This window comes from Pseudonocardia sp. (assembly GCF_025465255.1).
Taxonomy (GTDB): domain Bacteria; phylum Actinomycetota; class Actinomycetes; order Mycobacteriales; family Pseudonocardiaceae; genus Pseudonocardia.
On record NZ_JAODNI010000208.1, the window covers coordinates 19269 to 40415 of the forward strand.

18 protein-coding genes are annotated in these 21147 nt (G+C 74.3%); 12 read left to right on the forward strand and 6 right to left on the reverse strand.

The features are described from left to right. Positions 1–75: 75 nt before the first annotated feature. The 11 genes from JWP64_RS25835 (at position 76) to JWP64_RS25885 (ending at position 14139) form a co-directional block, all read left to right on the forward strand. Positions 76–1554: an MFS transporter gene (locus tag JWP64_RS25835; RefSeq protein WP_297502277.1), complete on the forward strand. Its 1479-nt coding sequence runs from the start codon at positions 76–78 to the stop codon at positions 1552–1554. Between the two features lie 79 nt (positions 1555–1633). After that, positions 1634–4504, forward strand: a complete 2871-nt coding sequence (locus tag JWP64_RS25840) for a nitrate- and nitrite sensing domain-containing protein (RefSeq protein ID WP_297502278.1) — start codon at positions 1634–1636, stop codon at positions 4502–4504. Further along, positions 4501–4911, forward strand: a complete 411-nt coding sequence (locus JWP64_RS25845) for a roadblock/LC7 domain-containing protein (protein WP_297502279.1) — start codon at positions 4501–4503, stop codon at positions 4909–4911. The genes JWP64_RS25840 and JWP64_RS25845 overlap by 4 nt, the downstream gene beginning before the upstream one ends. Beyond that, complete coding sequence (locus tag JWP64_RS25850; RefSeq protein ID WP_297502281.1) at positions 4911–6707, forward strand: FAD-binding protein; 1797 nt, start codon at positions 4911–4913, stop codon at positions 6705–6707. Before JWP64_RS25845 ends, JWP64_RS25850 begins: the two co-directional genes overlap by 1 nt. A 73-nt stretch (positions 6708–6780) precedes the next feature. Next, on the forward strand, positions 6781–7338 hold the full coding sequence (locus JWP64_RS25855) for an ATP/GTP-binding protein (RefSeq protein ID WP_297502283.1): 558 nt from the start codon (positions 6781–6783) through the stop codon (positions 7336–7338). After that, the gene (locus tag JWP64_RS25860; protein ID WP_297502285.1) at positions 7338–8978 is read left to right on the forward strand and encodes a thiamine pyrophosphate-binding protein; all 1641 of its coding nucleotides are present in this window, start codon (positions 7338–7340) and stop codon (positions 8976–8978) included. The genes JWP64_RS25855 and JWP64_RS25860 overlap by 1 nt, the downstream gene beginning before the upstream one ends. Further along, positions 8975–9934, forward strand: a complete 960-nt coding sequence (locus JWP64_RS25865) for an ABC transporter substrate-binding protein (protein ID WP_297502287.1) — start codon at positions 8975–8977, stop codon at positions 9932–9934. The genes JWP64_RS25860 and JWP64_RS25865 overlap by 4 nt, the downstream gene beginning before the upstream one ends. 4 nt (positions 9935–9938) lie before the next feature. Beyond that, the gene (locus JWP64_RS25870) at positions 9939–10154 is read left to right on the forward strand and encodes a hypothetical protein (protein ID WP_297502289.1); all 216 of its coding nucleotides are present in this window, start codon (positions 9939–9941) and stop codon (positions 10152–10154) included. Next, entirely contained in the window at positions 10151–10969 is an 819-nt protein-coding gene (locus JWP64_RS25875; RefSeq protein WP_297502291.1) for a collagen binding domain-containing protein, read from the forward strand. Before JWP64_RS25870 ends, JWP64_RS25875 begins: the two co-directional genes overlap by 4 nt. A 234-nt stretch (positions 10970–11203) precedes the next feature. After that, complete coding sequence (locus JWP64_RS25880) at positions 11204–12805, forward strand: FAD-dependent oxidoreductase (protein WP_297502293.1); 1602 nt, start codon at positions 11204–11206, stop codon at positions 12803–12805. A gap of 56 nt (positions 12806–12861) precedes the next feature. After that, the gene (locus tag JWP64_RS25885) at positions 12862–14139 is read left to right on the forward strand and encodes a cytochrome P450 (RefSeq protein WP_297502294.1); all 1278 of its coding nucleotides are present in this window, start codon (positions 12862–12864) and stop codon (positions 14137–14139) included. A 27-nt stretch (positions 14140–14166) separates the two neighbouring features. On the opposite strand, the gene JWP64_RS25890 is transcribed toward JWP64_RS25885, so the two are convergent. From JWP64_RS25890 to JWP64_RS25915, 6 genes are all read right to left on the reverse strand, one after another. Continuing rightward, positions 14167–14778: a ribonuclease H gene (locus JWP64_RS25890; RefSeq protein ID WP_297502333.1), complete on the reverse strand. Its 612-nt coding sequence runs from the start codon at positions 14776–14778 to the stop codon at positions 14167–14169. Between the two features lie 100 nt (positions 14779–14878). Continuing rightward, positions 14879–16189 (reverse strand): MFS transporter, encoded by a 1311-nt coding sequence (locus JWP64_RS25895; RefSeq protein ID WP_297502296.1) that lies wholly within the window; start codon positions 16187–16189, stop codon positions 14879–14881. A 98-nt stretch (positions 16190–16287) separates the two neighbouring features. After that, the gene (locus JWP64_RS25900; RefSeq protein WP_297502298.1) at positions 16288–17265 is read right to left on the reverse strand and encodes a PDR/VanB family oxidoreductase; all 978 of its coding nucleotides are present in this window, start codon (positions 17263–17265) and stop codon (positions 16288–16290) included. Then, entirely contained in the window at positions 17262–17774 is a 513-nt protein-coding gene (locus JWP64_RS25905) for a hypothetical protein (protein WP_297502300.1), read from the reverse strand. The genes JWP64_RS25900 and JWP64_RS25905 overlap by 4 nt, the downstream gene beginning before the upstream one ends. Positions 17775–17807: 33 nt before the next feature. After that, complete coding sequence (locus tag JWP64_RS25910; protein WP_297502302.1) at positions 17808–19097, reverse strand: Rieske 2Fe-2S domain-containing protein; 1290 nt, start codon at positions 19095–19097, stop codon at positions 17808–17810. Positions 19098–19143: 46 nt separating this feature from the next. Beyond that, positions 19144–20247: a zinc-binding dehydrogenase gene (locus JWP64_RS25915; RefSeq protein WP_297502304.1), complete on the reverse strand. Its 1104-nt coding sequence runs from the start codon at positions 20245–20247 to the stop codon at positions 19144–19146. 124 nt (positions 20248–20371) lie between these two features. Here JWP64_RS25915 and JWP64_RS25920 point away from each other — a divergent pair, with 124 nt between their 5' ends. Further along, on the forward strand, positions 20372–21127 hold the full coding sequence (locus tag JWP64_RS25920) for an IclR family transcriptional regulator (RefSeq protein WP_297502306.1): 756 nt from the start codon (positions 20372–20374) through the stop codon (positions 21125–21127). Positions 21128–21147 lie beyond the last annotated feature (20 nt).

Consider the following 21147-nt stretch of genomic DNA (forward strand, 5'->3'; position numbering starts at 1 on the left):
GTCGGGATCATCGACACCCTGCATCTGGCTGACGGAGTAGCGCCGACACCCGCCGTCGTCCGACATCCGGGACCGGTGGCGAACCACTGGGCCGAGTGGAGTACGAAGAAGGGGCCAAGGAGCGGCGGCGCCCGACGCCCGCCCTCGGATCGAGCAGGTCCAGCGGGGACGCTATCGCGGAGGTGCACCACGTCAACCGAGTCCAGGAACCCGGCGCCTCCGGACTCCCGGCTCCGGCGCACCACGGCACTGTGCGTCGCCGCGGCATCCGTCGAGTGGTACGACTTCTTCCTCTACGCCACGGCCTCGGCCACCGTCTTCGCCGATCTCTACTTCGGCGCGCTCGGCCCGACGGCGGCCACGCTGGCCTCCTTCGCCACCTTCGCCCTCGCGTTCGTCGCCCGACCCCTCGGCGGCGTGGTCTTCGGCTTCCTCGGGGACCGCGCCGGGCGCAAGGTCGCCCTGGCCGCCGGCACCGTCACCATGGGCGTGTCGACGACGTTGATCGGCCTGCTGCCGCCCTACGCCTCGATCGGCGTGGCGGCACCGATCCTGCTGACGGCGCTGCGCCTGGTCCAGGGCCTCGCGCTCGGCGGCCAGTGGGCGGGCTCGGTCCTACTGCTGACCGAGCAGGCCCCGGCCGGACGGCGCGGTTTCTTCGGCAGCCTCGCCCAGCTCGGGTCGCCGATCGGCGGCATCGTCTCGAACGCGTTGTTCTTCCTGCTGTCCGCGGTGCTCTCCCCCGCGCAGTTCTCCGCGTGGGGATGGCGGATCCCGTTCCTGCTCAGCGTCGCATTCGTCGGTCTCGGGCTCTACGTCCAGCTGCGCCTCGAGGAGTCACCCGCCTTCCGGCGGATCGCCGGCGCCGGCGACCGGTCCCGGACCCCGATCGTCGAGGTCCTGCGCACGCGGCCAGTCCAGGTCCTGCTCGCCGCGGGCGCGTTCGTCGCGGCGAGCGCGAGCCTCTACGTGTTCGTCACCTACCTGCTGCAGTACGCCCCGACCGTCCTGAAGGTCCCGAAACAGACGATCCTGCTGCTGGTCACGGCGACGCAGGCCTTTCAGATGGCGTCCATCCCGCTGGCCTCGGCGATGTCGGATCGGATCGGCCGGCGGCGGGTGTACCTGACCGCCGCGGCGGCCTCGGCCGTCTGGGCGTTCCCCGCGTTCTGGCTGATCGACACCGGATCGGTCGGGCTGATCGTGCTCGCGCTCTCGGTGGCCCATCTCGTGCTGGGCGCGATGTACGGGCCGCTCGCGGCGATGTTCTCGGAGATGTTCGGCACCCGGGTGCGCTACAGCGGCGCGTCACTCGGCTACCAGCTCGGCACGGTGGTCGGTGGCGGATTCGCCCCGATCATCGCCACCTCCCTGTTCGCCGCCACGGGCACGTCGGCGTCCATCTCCGGCTACCTCGTGGTGGTCTCGCTGATCACCCTGGTGGCGGTGGCGCTGGTCCGCGACACCTCCTCGATGGACACGACAGCGGAGGGGGCACGGGGAGACGAAGATCGCGGTTCGGCCGTTTCCCCGTCCGGCGATCACCGCCTATAGTTGCCCAACGCTAACGACGTTCCGCCGAACGGCCGTATGACGACAGGCAGTCGGTCTAGTCAGCGACAGGAGGGGTGTGGTGAGCACGCCGTCCGCAGACGGGACCCCGGAAGGTGAGGCCATCTCCCCGACGGTGCGGCCCCGCGGGCCGTGGGCGCTGCGCAACTGGCGCGTCCGCAGCCGGCTGATTTCCCTGATCGCCGTCCCGACGGTGGTCGCGCTCGCGCTCGGTGCCGTCGGCGTCACGAGCGCACTGGGCACGGCGGCCGCCTACGGCAGGTCCGGCACGCTCGCGACCCTGGCCCGCTCGGTCACGGCCACGGTCGCGGACCTGCAGGCCGAGCAGGCCGCGGCCGCGGCCTTCGTCGGCGCCGGTCGCCCGGAGGATCGCAGGTACGCGCTGACCGACGCCCGGAACCGGACCGACGCGGACGCCGCGCGGGTCCGCCGGGATGCAGCCGAGATCGACGGGGCCTACGCCCAGACCACCCGGGACCGGGTGCGGCGGGCGGTGTTCCGCCTCGACGCGCTGCCCGCACTGCGGTCGGCCGTCACGACGAGTCTGCTCCCCGCCGCCGTCGCGACGGACCGCTACGCGAAGGCCGTCACCGACCTGCTCGCCGTCGACGACGAGATCTCCCAGGACAGTGCGGACCCCGCACTCTCCGCGTCGGTGCGCGCGCTCGGTGCGCTGTCACGGTCCAAGTCCGCACTCGCGACCCAGCGCAGCCTGCTCACCGCCGCCCTGCTCGCCCGGGACCTCCCACCCGGTGGGCTGGACTCGCTGAACCGGGCTGTGGCGGACCGGGCCAGCAACGAGGAGCAGTTCCGGGTGGCCGCGACGGTCACGCAGTCCCAGGACCTCGACGACGTCGTGGCGGGCGCGGACGTCGACCAGACCAGTGCGATCCTGAGCCAGGTCACCGCGTCCGGCGGGGCGGCCGTCCGCGACGGCGGGCCGTCCTCCGAGGCCTGGGACGCCGCCGTCACCGGCACCGTCGACAAGGTCCGCGCCGTCGAGGCCGGGCTTCTGGACTCCATCGGTGCCCGTGCCGGTGAGCTGCGGTCGGGGCAGGTCCGGCAGGCGTGGACCGCCGGCATCGTCGCCGTCGCGGTGCTGCTGATCGTGCTCGCCACCACCATCACGGTGGCCCGCTCGCTCGTCCGCCCGCTGCGGGCGCTGCGAACCGGCGCGCTCGCCGTGGCCCGGGATCGCCTGCCGGAGATCGTGTCGCGGCTCGGCCGCCAGGACCCGGAGTCCGTGGACACCGAGGTCGCCCCCATCGCGGTGCACTCCACCGACGAGATCGGCGAGGTTGCCCGGTCGTTCGACGAGGTCCATCGCGAGGCCGTCCGGCTGGCGGGCGCCGAGGCCCGGCGCCGGGTCCAGACCAGCGCGCTGTTCGTCAACCTGTCCCGGCGGACGCAGTCCCTGGTCGACCGCCAGCTCGCCCTGATCGACGACCTGGAGCAGGGCGAGGACGACGCGGGCCGGCTCGGCAGCCTGTTCCAGCTCGACCACCTCGCCACCCGGATGCGGCGCAACGGCGAGAACCTCCTCGTGCTCGGCGGGCAGGAACCGATGCGCCGCTGGAACCGGGTCATGCCGCTGCTGGACGTGATCCGGGCAGCGGTATCGGAGGTCGAGCACTACGCGCGGGTGGAGGTCGGCGAGGTGCCGCCGCTGTTCGTCGTCGAGCCGGCGGTGAGCGACCTGGTCCACCTGCTGGCGGAGCTGCTGGAGAACGCCACGGCCTTCTCTGCGCGGTCCACACGGGTGCGGGTCGAGGTCACGGCGGTGCCCGGAGGGTCGGCGCTCGTGGAGATCGCCGACCACGGCATCGGGCTGGAAGTGGACCAGGTCGCGGAGCTCAACGCACGGCTCGCGGACCCCGCCGAGATCGACGCGGAGGTGTCCCGGCGGATGGGGCTCTACGTGGTCGCCCGCCTCGCAGCCCGTCAGGACGTGCGGGTCCGGCTGCGGGCCGGCGAGCACGGGGGCGCGGTCGCCTCCGTGGTCCTGGGTGGGCGCGTCGTCACCCCGGGCGAGCCCCGGGAGCCCGCACCCGCGGAGCAGGAGCCGCCGGCCGGGGAGCGGAGCGACGGGTCCTGGATCGGCGAGCGGTGGAACCGGGCCGTCTCGACGCCCGGGCCCGGACCGGACAGCTGGTTCGGCTCGGCCCCGCTGGCCGCGGGCGGCCCGGCGGGAGGCGCGGCCGGCGGGAATCCGTCTCGCCACACGGAACCCGTGCCGGAGCGCTCCTTCACCCCGTCCGCGACCGTGCTGACCCCGATCGCGGACGGCACCACCTCCGCCGGGTTGCCGCAGCGCAGGCCAGGCGCCAACGAGGTGCCGGGCGCGTTCCCGACCGGCCCGGCCGCGTCGAACGACCCCGCCGTCCCGGCCGGCCCGAGCGTGTCCCGCGGCCCGGCCGCAAGGAACGGCGTGGAACCGGCCGATCGGCCCGGCCCCACCCGGCCGGACCCAACCCGCTCCGGCCCGGTACCGGCCGATCCGCCCGCGCCGCTCGGAGCGGCGTCCTCGGACCGCTCCCCCGCCGCCGTGCGCCACCGCTACGCCGGCTACCAGCAGGGCCGCGTGCGGGGACGCGTGGAGGCCGTCCCCCGCGGCGGGTTCGCCGGGTCCTGGGCCGCCGCGACGCCGGTGGTGACCCCGACCGCGGCGGGCACCACCCCGTCCGGGCTCCCCCGGCGGCGGCCGGGCGACAACTACGTGCCGGGGGCGCTGCGGGCGGCGCCCGAACCGGTCGGAGCCGGGAAGCCCGGACCGGAGACGCCCGGCCCCGAAACGGACGAACACCCGACGACCGGGCCGGCCCCGGCCCCGACCCTGGGCGAGGCCTGGGACCGGTCCGCGGACGCGGTCCGGCAGCGTTACGCCGCCCAACAGCAGGGACGTCGGCGAGGAATGGAGGCGGTCAGGAGATGACCACAGCAGCGGAGAACGACCTCGACTGGCTGGTCACGGACTTCGTCGAACGGGTGCCCGGCGTCGCGCACGCCGTCGTCGTCTCGGCCGACGGGCTGCCGATGGCGCGCTCGGCGGAGGTCCCGGCGGAGCGGGCGGACCAGCTGGCCGCGATCACCTCGGGCCTCGCCAGCCTGACGTCCGGCGCTTCCCAGGTGTTCCAGGGCGGCCCCGTGGACCAGACCGTCGTCGAGATGCGGCACGGGACCTTCCTCGTCGTGTCGGTGAGCTTCGGGTCCGCGTTGGCGGTGCTCGCGGCGCCGAACTGCGACATGGGCCTGGTGTCCTACGAGATGGCCCTGCTGGTCGACCGGGTCGGGCGCGGCCTCACCCCGAGTGCCCGCTCGGGGGGATCCGACGCGCGCTGATGACCGAGCCGGACCGGAGCGACGTGCGGGCCGACCGTGGTGAGGATGCACCGCGGTCGCTCGTCCGTCCGTACACGCTGACCAGGGGCCGCACGGCCTCGGGCCTCGTGCTGCCTCCGGAGACCGTGGTCACCGCCCGGGAGCAGGTCCCCGAGCCCGTCGTCCCGCCGGCGGGGCCGAGGGTGTCGAGGGCCGAGCTGCGCGACCTCGGCGAGCTTGTGCGGGGGCCGCTCTGGCTGCCCGACGACGACGGGTTCGCCGCGGAGATCGCCTCGTCCTACGCGACGGTCGTGCACCGCCCGCTCGCCGTGCTCGGTGTCCGGGACCGGGACGACGTCGCCGCGGCCGTCCGGTTCGCGGCGGAGCGAACGCTGCCGGTGGCCGTCCAGGCGACCGGCCACGGCGCGGTCGCACCGGTCGACGGTGGGCTGCTGCTGAGCACCCGCCGGATGCGGGAGCTCGTCGTGGACCCCGGCAGTCGCACCGTCCGCGTCGGGGCGGGGGTGGTGTGGACCGAGGTGATCGCCGCCGCGGCCCGGTTCGGGCTGGCGCCGCTCAGCGGGAGCGCGCCGGGCGTCGGTGTCACCGGCTACACACTCGGCGGCGGGCTGAGCCCGCTCGCCCGGACCTACGGCTACACCGCGGACCACGTTCGGGCGGTGGAGATCGTCACGGCGGACGGCCGGGTGCGTCGGATCGACGCGGACCACGACCCGGAGCTCTTCTGGGCCGTTCGCGGCGGCAAGGGCAACTTCGGCATCGTCACCACCCTGGTGCTCGATCTCCTCGCCCCGTCCCGGTTCTACGGCGGCGGCCTGTTCTACCGGGGCGAGGCCGCCGCCGAGGTCCTGCACGCCTACCGCGACTGGTCCCCCCGCCTCCCCGAGGCGACGACCACGTCGGTGCTCGTCTCCCGCGTCCCGGACCGCAGCGGACGGCTCGGCGACGGGCCCGGCGTGCACGTGCGCGTCGCCCACGTCGGCGACGCCCGGGAGGGGGCCCGGCTCGTCGCCCCGCTGCGGGAACTGGGTCCCGAGGTCGACACGCTCTCCGAGCTGCCGTTCACGGCCGTGGGGACGATCCACGACGACCCGACCGAGCCTGTCCCCGCCTGGAAGGGCGGCACCCTGCTGTCCGCTCTCGGCCCCGACACCGTGGACACCGTGCTCCGCGCCTGCGGGCCCGGCGTCGCCGACCCGGTGCTCTCCGTCGAGCTCCGCCATCTCGGCGGCGCCCTCGCCAGGCCGCCCGCCGTGCCCAACGCCGTCGGCGGCCGGAACGCCGCCTACAGCGTCTTCGCCCTCGACGTCCCCGGGCCCGGCGGCAGCCCGTCGCCCCGCGGCGAGCGCCTGCTCGCCGACCTGGCGCCGTACTCCACGGGCGGGGTCGCGCTCAACTTCCTCGGCACCGTCACCGACGCGGACCGGGTCGCGACGGCCTGGGACCCCGCGACATACCGCCGGCTCGTCGAGGTGAAGCGACGGTGGGATCCGGAGAATCTGTTCCGTTTCGGCTACGCCCTCGCCCCGCCGGGCCCGGCCCGGCGGGAGTTGCCCGCGGCCCCGACGCCGAAGGCACGGACCCCGGAGGCCGGCGCGATCGTCGAGCTCTGCCGGCCGTGGTCGTCCGTCGCCGAGATCTCGGCCCGGCTGCACCTGCCGCTCGGGGTCGTCCGCATCCTGCTCGAGGACCTGCGGGACGACGGCCTCGTCCACATCCACCAGCTCTCGCCGGACACCGGCGAGGACACCGACCACCTGGAGAGGGCGCTGCGTGAACTCCGCAAGCGGCTCTGAGGCCGCCCGTCCCCGCGGCGCAGGCCGAGCCACCGGATCCCCGGATCGGCCGGTCACCCCGCTCAAGGTCGTCGTGGCCGGCGCGTTCGGCGTCGGGAAGACGACCTTCGTGGGCTCCGCCTCGGACATCACCCCGCTGCGGACCGAGGAGGTGATGACCGCACCCAGCGAAGGCATCGACGATCTCTCGGCCCTCCCGCAGAAGCGCACGACGACGGTCGCGATGGACTTCGGCCGTCTCGACCTCACCGACAACCTGGTGATCTACCTGTTCGGGACCCCCGGCCAATACCGGTTCTGGTTCATGTGGGACCAGCTCGTCCGGGGCGCGGTGGGGGTCGTGGTGCTCGTCGACACCCGCCGGCTCATCGACTCCTTCCCGGTCCTGGACTACTTCGACCGCACCGGGCTTCCGGTCGTCGTCGGGATCAACGGCTTCGACGGCGAATACCCGTACACCGAGGACGAGGTCCGGGAGGCCCTCGCCCTCGACCCCGCCCGGCCGATCGTGACCTGCGACGCCCGGGAACGGACGTCCGCGACGCAGACGCTGGCCACGCTGGTCGAGCACGCCCTCGCTGCCCGTGACGCCGGCGCCCGACGCACCCCGCACCCGGAAGGAGCACGGTGATGAACCCCCTACCCGCCGCCCGCGCGGTCGTGGACCTGCTGCGTGACGAGGGGGTCGACCGGGTCTTCGGCAACCCCGGCACGACCGAGCTCCCCCTGCTGCAGGAGCTGGCCCGCGACGGCGACCCGGACTACGTGCTCGCCCTGCAGGAGTTCACCGCGGTCGCGGCGGCGGACGGTTACGCGCGCGGCACCGGCCGCCCCGCGTTCGTCAGCGTGCACGCCGTGCCAGGGGTGAGCAACGCGCTGATCGGGATGAACAACGCGCGCCGCTCCCGCACCCCGCTGGTGATCACCGCGGGCCAACAGGACCAGCGGTTCCTCCGCGACTCGCCGATGCTCGGCGGGGATCTCGTCGGCCTCGCGGCGCCCGCCTGTCTCGCGGCGGACGAAGTGCACACCGCGGACGACCTGCTCCCGATGTTCCGCCGTGCCTTCGCCCGGGCCCGCGGGGTGCCTTCCGGCCCGGTGTTCGTGTCCGTGCCGATGAACCTGCTCGCCCAGCCCGCCGCCGGCCCGATTCCCGCCCGCCCGCCGATCGTGACCCTCCCCGTCGCCACGGGGATCGACGAGGCCGCCGCGCTGCTCGCGGGGGCCTCCAACCCGGCGATCATGGCGGGCGACCGCGTCGGCGCCACCGGCGCGCTCCGGGAGCTGACCGCGGTCGCCGAGGCACTCGGCGCGACCGTCTACCCGCAGCCGCAGTACGAGCATGTCGACGCGGACACGGAGCACCCGCTGACCGCGCCCGCGCCGCCCTTCATCGGCAGCGAGATCAACAAGGCGCTCGCCGGGCACGACGCGCTGCTGCTCGCCGGGGCGTCGATCCGGTCGCACCTCTGGACCCCGGAGCCCCCGCTGCCGGAAGGCATCCGGGTGGTCCAGCTCGACGACGACCCGGCCGAGATCGGCCGCGCCCACGACGTCGAGATCGGGCTGTTCGGGGCGGTCGGCCCGACACTGGACGCGCTCGCCGAGGCGCTGCGCGGCCTCCCCGGCCTGCACGGCCCCGCCCTCGAACGGGCCGGGCGGATCTCCGCGGAGCTCGTGCCGGAGCGCACCCGCTGGCGCGAGCGCGCCCGGGCCGCCGCAGGTCCCGCGCCGGTGCACCCGGCGACCGCGGCCCAGCTCGTGGCGGACGCGCTGGCGGCCGGCACCGTCGTGGTCGAGGAGGCGGTCACCTCCGGTCCGCTGCTGCGCCGCGCGCTGCCTCAGCGCGGCCCCGGGGACTACCACAACTCGTCGGGCAACGGTGGGCTCGGCTGGGGCATCGGCGCCGCCGTCGGGCTGCACCTGGCCCATCCCGGACGCCCGGTGCTCGCGTTCCTCGGGGACGGCTCCGCGATGTTCGGCGTCCAGGGCCTCTGGACGGCGGCACGGCTCGGCGCGCCGGTGCTGTTCGTCGTGGTGAACAACCACGAGTACCGCACGCTGAAGGACTCGCTCGGCCGGCAGTTCGGCGGCATGGACCTCGGCGACCCCGCGATCGACTGGGTGGGGCTGGCCCGCTCGATGGGCCTGTCCGCCCACCGGGTCGGGCACGCCTCGGAGATCGGGCCGGCCGTCCGCGCCGCCCAGGAGTCCGGCGGGCCGCGGCTGGTGGAGATCCCGATCCGCGGCTACGGGGACGGCGCGCCGTGAGCAGGGGCCGCGCGGCCGCCCTGCTGCTCGGCGCGGTGGCGCTCCTGCTGGCGGCCGCGTGCAGCTCCACGACCCCCGCGACGGACCCGCCCGAGAAGACGTCGATCACCGTGACCGGCCTCCCGATCGTCGATGTGGCACCGCTCTACCTCGCCCAGCAGGAGGGGCTGTTCGCCGCACAGGGCCTGGACGTCACGATCAAGCCCCTGACGTCGTCGAACCAGAGCCTGCCGGGCCTCGCGGACGGCAGCGTGGACATCGTCGCCGGCGGTAACTACGTCACGTTCCTGGAGGCGCAGGCCCGGGGACAGACCGACATCCGCGTCATCGCCGAGGCGGCGCTCGCGTCACCGGGCCTGGACCAGGTCGTCGCCGGTCCCCGGTCCGGGATCACCTCACCGGAGGAGCTGGCCGGCAGGACGGTCGCCGTGAACACCCCCGCCCCCAACATCCAGACGCTGACGCTGGACCGGGTGCTCGCGAGCCGCGGCGTCGATCCCGCCTCGGTGCGCTACGAGACGATGCCGTTCACCCAGGCCGTGACGGCCCTGAAGGACGGCACGCTCGACGCCGCCTGGCTCGTCGAGCCGTTCGTCACCGAGGCGGAGACCACCTCGGGCGCGCTGCCCGTGATCGACCCGACCAGCGGCCCGACGGGCGCGTTCCCGCTGGACGGGTACTTCGCGACCGCACGGTTCGCCGAGCAGTACCCGGCGACAATCCGGGCGTTCCAGCGGGCCCTGGCACAGGCGGCGGACCTCGCGGCGGACGACCAGCGCACCACGAGGGCGCTGCCGTCGTTCACCCCGATCGACCCCGCAACGGCGTCGATCATCACGCTGCCCGACTACCCGACGACGCTGCAGCCCCAGCGGCTGCAGCGCGTCGCCGACCTGATGACGCAGGCCGGGATGCTCCCCGGCCGCCTGGACGTCACGCCGCTGACGGTGAGGTGAGGCAATGGACTCCCGACACGAGCGAACGGGGGCGGCCCCCGGGACGGGGCGACCGCGCCCCGGCATGGTGGCGGTCCTGGCCCGGGCCCTGACAGCCCAGCTCGGCGAGCTGGCCGCCGGGGGCGGCGGGGCCCCGGACGGCTGGTGGTTCACCCCGACGTCCCAGCACGTGCCGGCCGCGGACGCAACGGCACCCGACGGGGAGGGACCCGGACGATGACGAGCCCCGAGATCACCGGCGACGGCACGAACGCCGAGCGCGCGCCGGACGCACCGGGCGCGCTGCAGGTGCGGGTGCGCACGTCCGGCGGGAGCCCCCTCCCGGACGCCGCGCTCTCCCTGATCGACGGCGCCGGCTACCAGACCACTCTGGGCCGGACCGGGCCGGGCGGCACCTTCGACGTGACGATCACGCAGCCGGGCCGCTACGTGGTGGTTGCCAGCGCGCCCCCGTACCGGCCGCAGGCGGCCACCGTGCAGGTCAGGCGCGGCGCCTACGCCCCGGTCGACCTGGTGCTGGCCGGAGCGGGCCACGAGATCACCGGGACGGTGACCGGCGCGGGCGGCGCGCCGGTGGCGGGCGCGCGCGTCGCGCTGGCCGGCCCGGAGGGCCAGGTCGTCACCACCCAGGCCACCGGCGCCGAGGGCCGGTACGTGCTTGCCGGTCTGGCCCCGGGCGAGTACACCCTCGTGGTGAGCACCGACGGCGGCGCGCCCCGGTCCCGCCCCGTCTCGGTGCCCGTCTCGGACGGGGGACGGCACGACATCGCCCTCGCGGGTGCGTCCCGGCTGCGCGGGGTCGCCCGCAGCGCCGGCGGCCGGCCGGTGCCCGAGGCACGGGTGGTCCTGCTCGACGAGTCCGGCGCGATCGTGGCGGAGACGACCACGGACGAGCACGGCGCCTATGCCTTCACCGACGTCCCCGAGGGAGACCTCGTTCTGGTCGCCACGGGGTTTCCGCCGGTCTCGGGGTTGCTGCGGCTCAGCGCCGGCGCCGTCGAGCACGACATCGAGTTCCGCCACCCCGGGGCCTGACGGGCGGTCGTCGAGGACCGGCCGGGGTGCGGCGGTTCAGCTCGTCCCGCCGCCGTTCGCCGGCCCGTCGAGGTCGTCGTCCTCGACGGCGGCTTCGTCTGCCTCGGCGGGATTAGCATCGTGGTGACCGACCGTGCTCCGCCGCAAGAGCAGCCGTTGCGGCGGCCGTGTGCGGCGGCGTGACGAAACGGCCGACCCGTGGGGGTCGGAGGGGGCGTCCACATGAAGATCGTCGTGGATCTCACGCGATGCCAGGGGTACGCACAGTGCGCCTTCGCCGCGCCGAACGTGTTCACCATGCGGGGGGACGAGGCGCTGCTCTACAACCCCGATCCGGACGACGCGGAGCGGGAGAAGATCGTCCGGGCAGCCGCGGCCTGCCCGGTCCAGGCCATCCTGTTCGACCAGGAGGACGCCCGGCATCGTCGGGACGGGGCCGGTGCGCACGTGGTCTCCGCGGGTCCCGTGGAGGCGGTCGAGCGCATCGGGCGCGTCGTCGTCGTCGGCGCCTCGCTGGCCGGGCTGCGCGCGGCGTGGACGCTGCGCAGTGAGGGCTTCACCGGCTCGCTGACCGTGATCGGGGACGAACCCGACCCCCCCTACGACCGGCCGCCGCTGTCCAAACAGGCGCTCCTGGGCCAGGTTCCGGCACGGGGGACCGCACTGCCCCGTCGCGACGGGGTGGACGCGGACTGGCGGCTCGGAGTCGCGGCCACGGGGCTCGACCTGCGCGGCAAGCAGGTGCTCCTGGCCGACGGCGAGCAGGTGGGATTCGACCGGTTGCTCATCGCGACCGGGGTGCGGGCCCGCCCGTGGCCGAACGAGGCGGAGGCCGGGCTCGACGGGCTCTTTGCGCTACGCACCCCGGACGACGCGGACGGACTGCGCCGACGGCTCGCCGCCGGACCCGGCCGGGTGCTGGTCATCGGGGCCGGGTTCACCGGCTCCGAGGTCGCCTCCGCCTGTCGCGACCTGGACGTGCCGGTGACCGTCGTCGAGCGGGGCGCGGCCCCGCTGGTCGGGGCACTGGGCGCGGTGGTCGGCGGCGTCGCGGCGCAGATGCAGCGCGACCACGGCGTCGACCTGCGGTGCGGCGTCCAGGTCGAGGCGCTGGAGGGCGACGGGAGCGGGCGGCTGCGGCGGGCGCGGCTGTCCGACGGCAGCACGCTGGACGTCGACGTGGCCGTCGCCGCGCTCGGCAGCATCCGCAACGTCGAGTGGTTGGACGGCTCGGGGCTGGCGGCAGGGGCCTGGGGGGTGGCGTGCGACGCGGGCTGCCGGGCGGTCGACGTCAACGGCGTCGTCACCGACGACGTGTTCGTCGCCGGGGACGTGGCCCGCTTCCCCCACCCCGTCTACGACTACCAGTACCTCGCCCTCGAGCACTGGGGCAACGCCGTCACCCAAGGGAGGATCGCCGCACACAACATGATCAGCCCCCAGGGCGAGCGCTGGCCACACCTGGCGCTACCGGAATTCTGGTCCACCCAGTTCGGCACCGAGATCAAGTCCGTCGGCGTCCCGACCTATGCCGACCAGGTCGTCATCGCCCAGGGATCGGTGCCCGAGCGCCGGTTCGTCGCGGCCTACGGCTACCGCGGGCGCATCACGGCGGCGGTCGCCTTCAACCAGTCCAAGTGGCTGGAGTTCTACGAGGGGTTGATCGACCGGGCGGCGCCGTTCCCGCCCGCCTTCCGCACCGTCGACCGGCCCACCGACGGACACCCGGTCGCGGCCGAGGTCCCGGACCGGCCCACCCAGCAGGCCACCGTCGTGGTGACCGGCCACGGACCCGGCGAACGACGGGCCGCGTTCGTCCGCAAGACCTACCTGTGACCCTGCCCGAGCCCTCGCACGTCCAGCCAGATCCCCGAGTTCCGGGAGACGCCACCATGGCCCAGACCAGCATCTGGCAGCAGATCCTCGACCACTCCCACCGGGCCGACCCCTACCCGCTCTACGCCGAGCTGCGGAAGACCCCCGTGGTACGGACGGAGGACGGGAGCTATGTCGTGAGCACCTACCGGGAGATCGTTGCCCTGCTCCACGACCCACGGCTCAGCTCGGATGTGCGCAGCCTCCCCGAGCTGGGCGCCGACGCGCCGGTGCAGGCGTCCGAAGAGGCCCCTGCCGGGCTCCCGCCCAACGTCATCGCCATCGATCCGCCCGAGCACGACCGGATCCGGCGCCTGCTGACGCGGAACTTCGGGCCGCCGCAGCGCCCCCGTCGCGTCGACAGCATGCTTCCCGACATGCTCGAGATCGTGACGAGCGAGATCAACGACTTCGCAAGCGAGGACCGGTCGGGCACAACTCGGGTCGACATCGTCGACGACTTCGCCTATCCGTTCCCGGTCACGGTGATCTGCCGACTGCTGGGAGTGCCCCGCGAGGACGAACCGCGATTCCAGGCGATGGCCGATGCGTTGATCAAAGCCGTCGACCCGACCACCGGAGGGATCGCGGAGCGGCAGCACCGACGGGCCGAGGCCGTCGCCGACCTCGGTCGGTACTTCGCCCAGCTCCTCGATGCCCGCCGCGGCCATCCGGGCGACGACCTGCTCTCCGGGCTCGTTGGCGGTGACGGCCCCGAGACGCCGATGTCACGGGAGGAGGTGCTGAGCAACGCGGCCCTGCTCCTCGTCGCCGGCCACGAGACGACCGTCAACCTCATCACCAACGGCATGCTCACCCTCCTGCGGCACCCCGAGGTGCTCGACCGGCTGCGCCGCGGCGACGAACCCGACCTGGCCGTCCGGGTGGTCGAGGAACTCCTGCGCTTCGAGCCACCGGTGCACTTCCTGCCGAACCGGTACACCCTCGACGACATCGAGGTCGCCGGCACCACCATCCCTGGGGGCTCACCGGTCACGCTCGTGCTCGCCGCCGGCAGCCGCGACCCGGCCGACGTCCCGGATCCCGACCGCTTCGACCCCGACCGCGAGCACAACGAGCACCTGGGCTTCGGCGGGGGCGTCCACTACTGCTTCGGTGCCCCATTGGCTCGTCCCGAGGCCCGGATCGCGCTCACCGAGCTGGCCCGCCGGTTGGAGAACCCCCGACTCGTCGCCGATCCGCCGCCCTACCGCCCGAATCCCGTCCTGCGAGGCCCCCGCCACCTCCTGGTCGAGATCGACGGCGTCAACCCCGTGCACCAGCACCGACCGTGACCGGCGGCGGGCAGGATCGCAGGGGACTCAGCTCACCGCGTGCGACTGCTCCACCGCCAGGGCGTCCACCAGGTCGTTCATCGGGTCGCCCGAGTGCCCCTTCACCCAGCGGAAGGAGACGTCGCCGCGCTCGTTCACGAGCGTGATCAACGGTTCCCAGAGGTCGCGACTGACCACCGGCTTCTTCGCGCTGGTCACCCAGCCCCGGGCGAGCCAGCCCTTCCACCAGCCGTCACGGAAGCAGTTCACGACGTAGGTCGAGTCGCTGACGACGACCAGCGGTCCGTCCAGGGCGCGCACCGCCTCCAGCGCGGCGCGGATCTCCATCCGCTGGTTGGTGGTGGGGGCCTCGCCGCCGCTGTCCTGCCGCCCGTCCTGGGTGGCCCACGCCCAGCCCCCCGGGCCCGGGTTGCCCGAGCAGGCGCCGTCGGTCCACACCTCGAGCGCGCCCTCGGTGGCCGGCATGTCGGGCCGCGGCGCGGTCCGCTTCGGGCGTGCCGTCGGCCCGGCGACCGGGGCCTTCTCCGCCGCGTCGGCACACGCGACGTGGGTCCACACACTGCCCGACTTCGCGATCTCCTCACCGGGCTGGATACGGGACGAGCAGGCCCCGCAGGTGGTGGCGTACTTCGCGGTCATCGGCACCCGACCACCCTAGGGCGGCGGTCGTCGCCGGCCGGACGTGCCTCGGGCGTCGAGGGCCGCGAGGTCCCGGCACCCGCCGGAGTTCCGGCGCCGCCTACCCCGGGGTGACGCTGCCCATGGTCGTCGGAGCCGCGTCGGTGTCCCGGTGCGGCGTCCGGGACTCCCGCACGGCGAGCATGATCACTGCGCCGAGCGCAGGCCCGGCCGCCAGGGTGAGGAACCCGACCGCGAAGGACCCCGAGGCGGAGTAGGCCGCCCCGACGGCCAGCGGGACGATGACGCTGCCGAGCTGCCAGACCGCGTTGGCGAACCCCGAGGCCGAGCCGGTGACCGCGCCCGACACGAGCCGGGGCACCAGGGCGACGAGCAGCGGTGTCCAGCCGTACGCGGCCGCGCCCAGCAGCGGCGCGAGCCAGAGGAAGGCGGTCGCCGTGCCGAGGTTGCCGAACGCGACCAGCGTGACCGCGAACAGGGCCAGGATGCAGGACGCCGGGAGCCGCCTCGCCCCGCCGAAGAACCGGTCGGTGACGAACCCGACCACCGGCTTGACCGCCACCGCGGTCACGGCGAAGATCGCGACCACCGCTCCCGCGGTCCCCGGCGAGATGGCGTGGCCCTTGATCATCAGTGCGTTGGCCCAGGTGACGAAGCCGTAGAGCCCCCAGAAGCCGCCGAAGCCGGCCAGGCAGGTGAGGACGAAGTTGCGGTTGCGGGCCATCGAGGACAGCCCGGTCGGCGCGGGCGCGGCGGACGACGGCCGGGTCTCCTGCGCGGCGGCGTCGGCCTCGGCACCCGCCGCGTCGAGCATCGGCCCCGGGCGGAGCAGGAAGAACAGGACCACGGCGAGCACCATCGAGAGGACGCCGAAGAGGTGGTACGAGGTCCCCCAGCCGTGCCAGGCGATCAGCGCGGGGACGACTGAGTTGGCGATGGCCGTGCCGAGGGAGGTCGCGGTCACGAAGATGCCGAGGGGCAGGCCGAGCTTCGACGCGGGGAACCAGCTGGTGACGAGGCGGATACCGGCCGAGTAGTCGGCGCCGGCGAACAGGCCGACCAGGGCCTGCACCGCGATGCCGACCGTCGCCGAGGTCGTGGAGCCGAAGACGGTCATCAGCGCTCCGGCGCCGAACAGCGAGATCGAGAGCATCAGCCGGCCCCCGAGCCGGTCGGTGCCGATCCCGCCGAGGGCGTTGGAGATGACGTACCCGATGTAGTAGGCCGTGGCGAAGGCACCCAGGCTGGCGACGGGGACCGCCAGGCTGTCGCCCACGAAGACGGACGCCGGCCCCCAGGTCGAACGGTCGACCGAGGTCAGGGTGAAGGACATCCAGCAGGCGAAGAGGACGACCCAGCGGTACGGCGACAAGGCGGGTTCGGCACTGCTGCCGGAAGTGCGTGAGCTCATCGGTGAGCCTCCGTGGTGGAAGGGATCGGCGCACGTCGTGGGGCGGCGCCGGGCCGGGCCGCGGACCGGCCGGGCGGGAGCGGGTTCGGGTGCCGCTTCTAGAGGTCGAGGACGAGCCGGGCCGACGTGCAGCCGCCGACACAGATCATCATCGACGTGTTCCTGGCGCGTTCCTTCTCGCTCAGGATCGTGTCGCGGTGCAGCGGCGTGCCGTCGAGCACCTTCGTCTCGCAGGTGCCGCAGAAGCCCTCCTCGCAGGAGGACAGGACGTCCGGGCGGAGCGGGCGGACGGCGTCGAGCACGGACTGCCCGGGCAGGACGGTGACCGTCTCGCCGGTCTGCGCGAGCTCGACCTCGAACGACGCCCGGCCACCGGCGGAGTCGCCGGCGGCGGTGGCGTTCGGCCCGAGCGGATCGGCGCCGAAGCGCTCGAACCGCAGCGGCAGATCCGGCCGTTCCAGCTCCACGGTCCGGCTCAGCGCGGCGAGCAACCCGGCGGGGCCGCAGGCGTAGACGGCCGACCCGGCCGGCGCCCCCGCCACGATCGCGTTCAGCGGGAGCGGCCCGTCGACGTCGTCGCTGCGCAGCACGAGCCGTCCGCCGGACCGCCCGGCCAGCTCGCGCAGCGGCCCCGTGAACGCCAGCGTTTCCGCCCGCCGGCCGCCGTAGTGCAGCTCCCACGGCACCCCCGCGGCGACGGCCTCGCGGATCATGCCGAGCACCGGCGTGATCCCGATCCCGCCCGCGACGAAGACGTAGGCCTCCGCCGGTTCGAGCGCGAACCGGTTGCGGGGGCCACGGATCGTCAGGCGGCGCCCCACCAGCGCGGTGTCGTGGATCTCGGCCGAGCCGCCGCGCCCGTCCGGCTCCCGGAGCACCGCGACCGTGTACTCGGGATCGTCGGGCTCGCCGCACAGCGAGTACTGGCGGACGAGCCCGGACGGGAGCACGAGATCGACGTGGGCACCGGCGGTCCAGCCGGGCAGCGGGCCGTCGCCGCGCAGCCGCAGGGAGACGACGCCCGCGGACTCCCAGCGGACCTGGGTGACCGTGACCGGGAGCGTGGCGTCGCTCATCGCATGCTCCCGGCAGGCTCGGCGTCCCGGGCCCCGCCGCGCAGCACCTGCAGGAAGGGCAGGGCGAACCGGCTGTCCTTGAGGATCACGACGTTGTCCGCGGCCTCGCGGATCGTGGTGGCCGCGTGGTGGGCGGCGGGCTCGGCCCAGCGGGCGCCCGGGCTGACCACGACGGCACCGAGCAGTGTGCCGGTGGCCCGCGCGGCGTCGCCGACGGCCACCACCGAGCGGCCGTCGACGGCGGTGAGCTCGTGGGCGAGCAGCACGACGACGTCGGCGTCGTGCACCGCGTGGTCGAGCGGGCTGCTCACCGCGGTGCCCTCGCCGCTCGCGGGGACCGGCTCCGGGCGGAGCCGATCGTGGCTGGGCAGCAGGTCGGCCTCGGCGACCGTGATGCCCTCCAGTGCCGCGGGGTCCTGGCGGAGGAGCCAGCCCCGGGCGGTGGGGTCGAGCGGGACGAGCAGGACGGTGGCCTCGTAGGACCGCCGGTCCCAGGAGATCGGCGCCATGGCGTCGTCCCCTCCTTCCTTCGTGCCGGAGGGTCAGATGGAGACGAAGTCCTCGCCGGTGCGGGCCACGAGGGCCTGCTCGGCGCCGTCCTGGAAGGGGACGGACTTCGGCAGCAGCACCGAGGCCGAGCGGACGCGGTGGTGCTCGGCCTCGCCGCCGGGGAGCGGGTCGGTGGACTCGGCCGCCTCCTCCGCGGCGGCGAGCAGCCGGCGCCGGGCGAGGATGATCGCGGCGTCGCTCGTGCCGAGCCGCTCCTTGGTGCGGTCGACGATCGGGCCCATGCTCTCCTGCAGGGAGAAGTCCTGGGCGGCGATCCCCTCGACCCCGCTGAAGCTGCGCTTCTCCCGCTGGGCCACCCGGTCGATGAGGTAGTCGTTGTCCGCGTTGGCCAGGGTGCGGTAGGTGCCCGGGACGTACTTGGCGTGGATGCCGTCCCCGCGGCGCATCGACTCCAGCTCGTCGTCGCGCAGGTCCCGGGTGGGGTGGTAGTTGATGCTCCAGGCCCAGCAGGTCTCGTCGTCGATCGGGACCCAGGCGTGGGCGCCGAGGGGGTTGTGGGTGCCGAAGGGCGGGATGATCGTGTACCACGGCATGATCCACTGTGTGATCCGCCAGTAGTACTGCTCGTCGTCGACGTTGCGCCGGGCCCCGATCAGCAGGCCGCCGTCGGACTCGATCACCTCGAACTTGGGCCTGGTGTCGGCCTTGAGATAGGTCAGCCCCTCGGTGCCGGCGTGCATGGGGTCGTCGTCCATGTTGAACCGGTGCGCGAAGGAGACGTGGCTGGAGTCGATGCCGCCCTCCATCGCCTGCATGAAGTTGGTCTCCTGCAGCCGCTTGGAGACGAAGACCTGCGAGTCGGGCAGCGTGGCCCACTCCAGCTCGGGCAGGTCCGGCTTCAGCTCCGGCGGGCCCATGTAGGTCCAGATCACGCCGCCGCGCTCGACGCACGGGTACGCGGTCTGCTTGATCTTCTCCCGGAACCGGCTCTCCGGCGGCTCCGACGGCATGTCGACGCAGTTGCCGTCGACGTCGTACTTCCAGCCGTGGTACGCGCAGCGCAGCCCGCACTCCTCGTTCCGGCCGAAGAACAGCGACGCGGTGCGGTGGCTGCAGAACTCGTCGATCAGCCCGATGCGGCCGGCGCTGTCGCGGAAGGCGATGAGCCTCTCCCCCAGCAGCTGCACCCGCACCGGCGGGCAGTCCGGCTCGGGGATCTCCTCGGCCAGCAGGGCCGGGATCCAGTAGCGGCGCAGCAGGGTGCCCATCTCGGTGCCGCGGTTGGTCCGGACCAGCCGCTCGTTCTGCTCGTGGGTCAGCACGGTTCGCTCCTCGAGATTCGACGTGATGTGGTGGGAAGGGAGGCGGTCAGGCCGAGGGCCGGACGACGACGTGGGGCGACTCCGGTCCGGTGCCGTCCGCGAGCCGGGTGAGCATGTCGCCGACGCCGTCGAGGTCCACGGCGACGGTCGGCACCCGGTCCAGGTGCGAGCTGCCGTCGGCCAGGGAGGAGATCGCGGCGGCGATCGCCTCCGGGGCACGGCCGCGCACGGCGCTCACGGTGAGGCTGCGCCGGACCATGCGCGCGGTGTCGACACCGACCGCGGCGGGCCGCTTCGGTGAGGTGAGCACCAGCCTGCCGCCGTGGCCCAGCAGCTCGACCGCCGGGACGACCACGCCGGGACCGGTCCCCACGGCGTCGACGACCAGGTCGGCGTCCCGGCCCCCGGTCGCCGCCCGGACGCGGGCGGTGAGATCGTCGGCCCCGACGACGACGGGCGTACCCCCGAGGGCCTCGGCCATCTCCAGGCGCTCCGCGTCCCGGTCCAGGCCACCGACGACGACCTGTCCGGCGCCGCTCGCGACCGCGGCGGCCACGAGGGCGAGCCCGTGGTAGCCCGGGCCCAGCACCACCACGGTGTCGCCGGGGCGCAGCCGTCCGGCGCCGCCGGTCCAGTCCAGGGCGTTGGCGTAGGGCAGGACCCAGGCCGCCAGCTCCTCGTCGAGATCCTCGGGGAGCCGGTGCACGACCGCGTTCGGCGGCAGGAAGACGTGGTCGGCGTTGCCGCCGAGGAGTCCGGGGGACTCGGCCACGGGGATGGTGCCGATCCGGCGCCCCCCGCCCCAGATGTCGGTGGCCGGGCAGAGCCGGTAGGGCCCGGTCCGGCAGGTCGGGCACGTCCCGCAGGGGAGGTACTCCTCGATCACGACCCGGTCGCCGGCCCGCACGCCCCAGCGCCGCGCGGCCGACGCGCCGATCGAGGCGATCTCGCCGACGACGTGGTGCCCCAGGATCGTCGGCTCCGCCACGCCCGCCGCGTACAGCCCGACGTCGGTGCCGCAGATCCCGGACGCCGTCACCCGCAGCCAGCCCGTGTCCGCGTCGGCCGGCGCGATCGCCAGCTGCCGGATCTCGCTGCTGCCGTTCGGCAGGGCGACGCTCGCCCTCGCGGTGTCGGGGAGGACAGCCACCCCGCTCCGCTCCGCGGTCCACACCATTGGGTCGCATCCTATCGCTATGTGATAGCTTATTATCGCTGTGCGATATCGGTACAGTAGATCGCGCAATGTCCGGCGTCAACGGGGAGGCGACACGGTGGCAACCGCGAAGGCCGGTGCCGACAGCGGGCGGCGGGCACTCGACCTGCTCTTCGCGTTCACCGAGCAGCGCCCGGTGGCCTCGGTCCGGGATCTCGCGGAGGCGCTGGACATCCCGGCGCCCTCGGTGCACCGGTACGTGGCCCTGCTGCGCGACATGGGCCTGATCGAGGAGGGCTCGCGGGGGCGCTACCACCTGACGATGCGGGTCGCCGCGCTCGCGCGCGCCGCGCGCCGGGCCGCCCCGATCGTCGACATCGCCGAGCCCGCCATGCGGGCCCTCTCCGAGAAGATCGGGGAGTCGGTCCTGCTGATGCGGCTGGTCCACGGCCTGCCCGTGTGCATCCACCGGGTCGAGTCGCCCAGCAGGTTCCGGCTCTCCTTCGAGCCGGGACAGCCCCTGCCACCCCTGCGCGGAGCCAGCGCCCGGCTACTGCTCGGCGGGCTCGGCGCCGGCGAGCGCGCGGACTACGTCGACCGGGCGCTGAGCTCGGGAGCGCTGCCCCCGGTCAGCGGCCGCGAGGGGTTCCTGGCCGAGGTGGAGCGCGACGTCGCGCGCGGCTGGGCGATCAGCAACCAGGAGATCGACGAGGGGGTCTGGGCGCCGGCGGCGGCGATCCGCGAGGACGGCCGGACCGTGGCGGCGTTGTCCGCGCCGTGCCCGTCGTTCCGGGTCGACGACCAGCGCCGCAAGGACATCCTGGACCTCGTCCGGAAGACCGCCGACGAGATCTCCGAGGCGCTGGGCAGCTGAATCGACGGGTGAATTTCAAC

Coding starts and splice junctions, on each gene's coding strand:
- JWP64_RS25845 (WP_297502279.1), top strand. CDS start 4,501: ATGACCACAGCAGCGGAGAACGACCTCGACTGGCTGGTCACGGACTTC.
- JWP64_RS25895 (WP_297502296.1), bottom strand. CDS start 16,189: ATGAGCTCACGCACTTCCGGCAGCAGTGCCGAACCCGCCTTGTCGCCG.
- JWP64_RS25900 (WP_297502298.1), bottom strand. CDS start 17,265: ATGAGCGACGCCACGCTCCCGGTCACGGTCACCCAGGTCCGCTGGGAG.
- JWP64_RS25850 (WP_297502281.1), top strand. CDS start 4,911: ATGACCGAGCCGGACCGGAGCGACGTGCGGGCCGACCGTGGTGAGGAT.
- JWP64_RS25885 (WP_297502294.1), top strand. CDS start 12,862: ATGGCCCAGACCAGCATCTGGCAGCAGATCCTCGACCACTCCCACCGG.
- JWP64_RS25860 (WP_297502285.1), top strand. CDS start 7,338: ATGAACCCCCTACCCGCCGCCCGCGCGGTCGTGGACCTGCTGCGTGAC.
- JWP64_RS25870 (WP_297502289.1), top strand. CDS start 9,939: ATGGACTCCCGACACGAGCGAACGGGGGCGGCCCCCGGGACGGGGCGA.
- JWP64_RS25875 (WP_297502291.1), top strand. CDS start 10,151: ATGACGAGCCCCGAGATCACCGGCGACGGCACGAACGCCGAGCGCGCG.
- JWP64_RS25890 (WP_297502333.1), bottom strand. CDS start 14,778: ATGACCGCGAAGTACGCCACCACCTGCGGGGCCTGCTCGTCCCGTATC.
- JWP64_RS25905 (WP_297502300.1), bottom strand. CDS start 17,774: ATGGCGCCGATCTCCTGGGACCGGCGGTCCTACGAGGCCACCGTCCTG.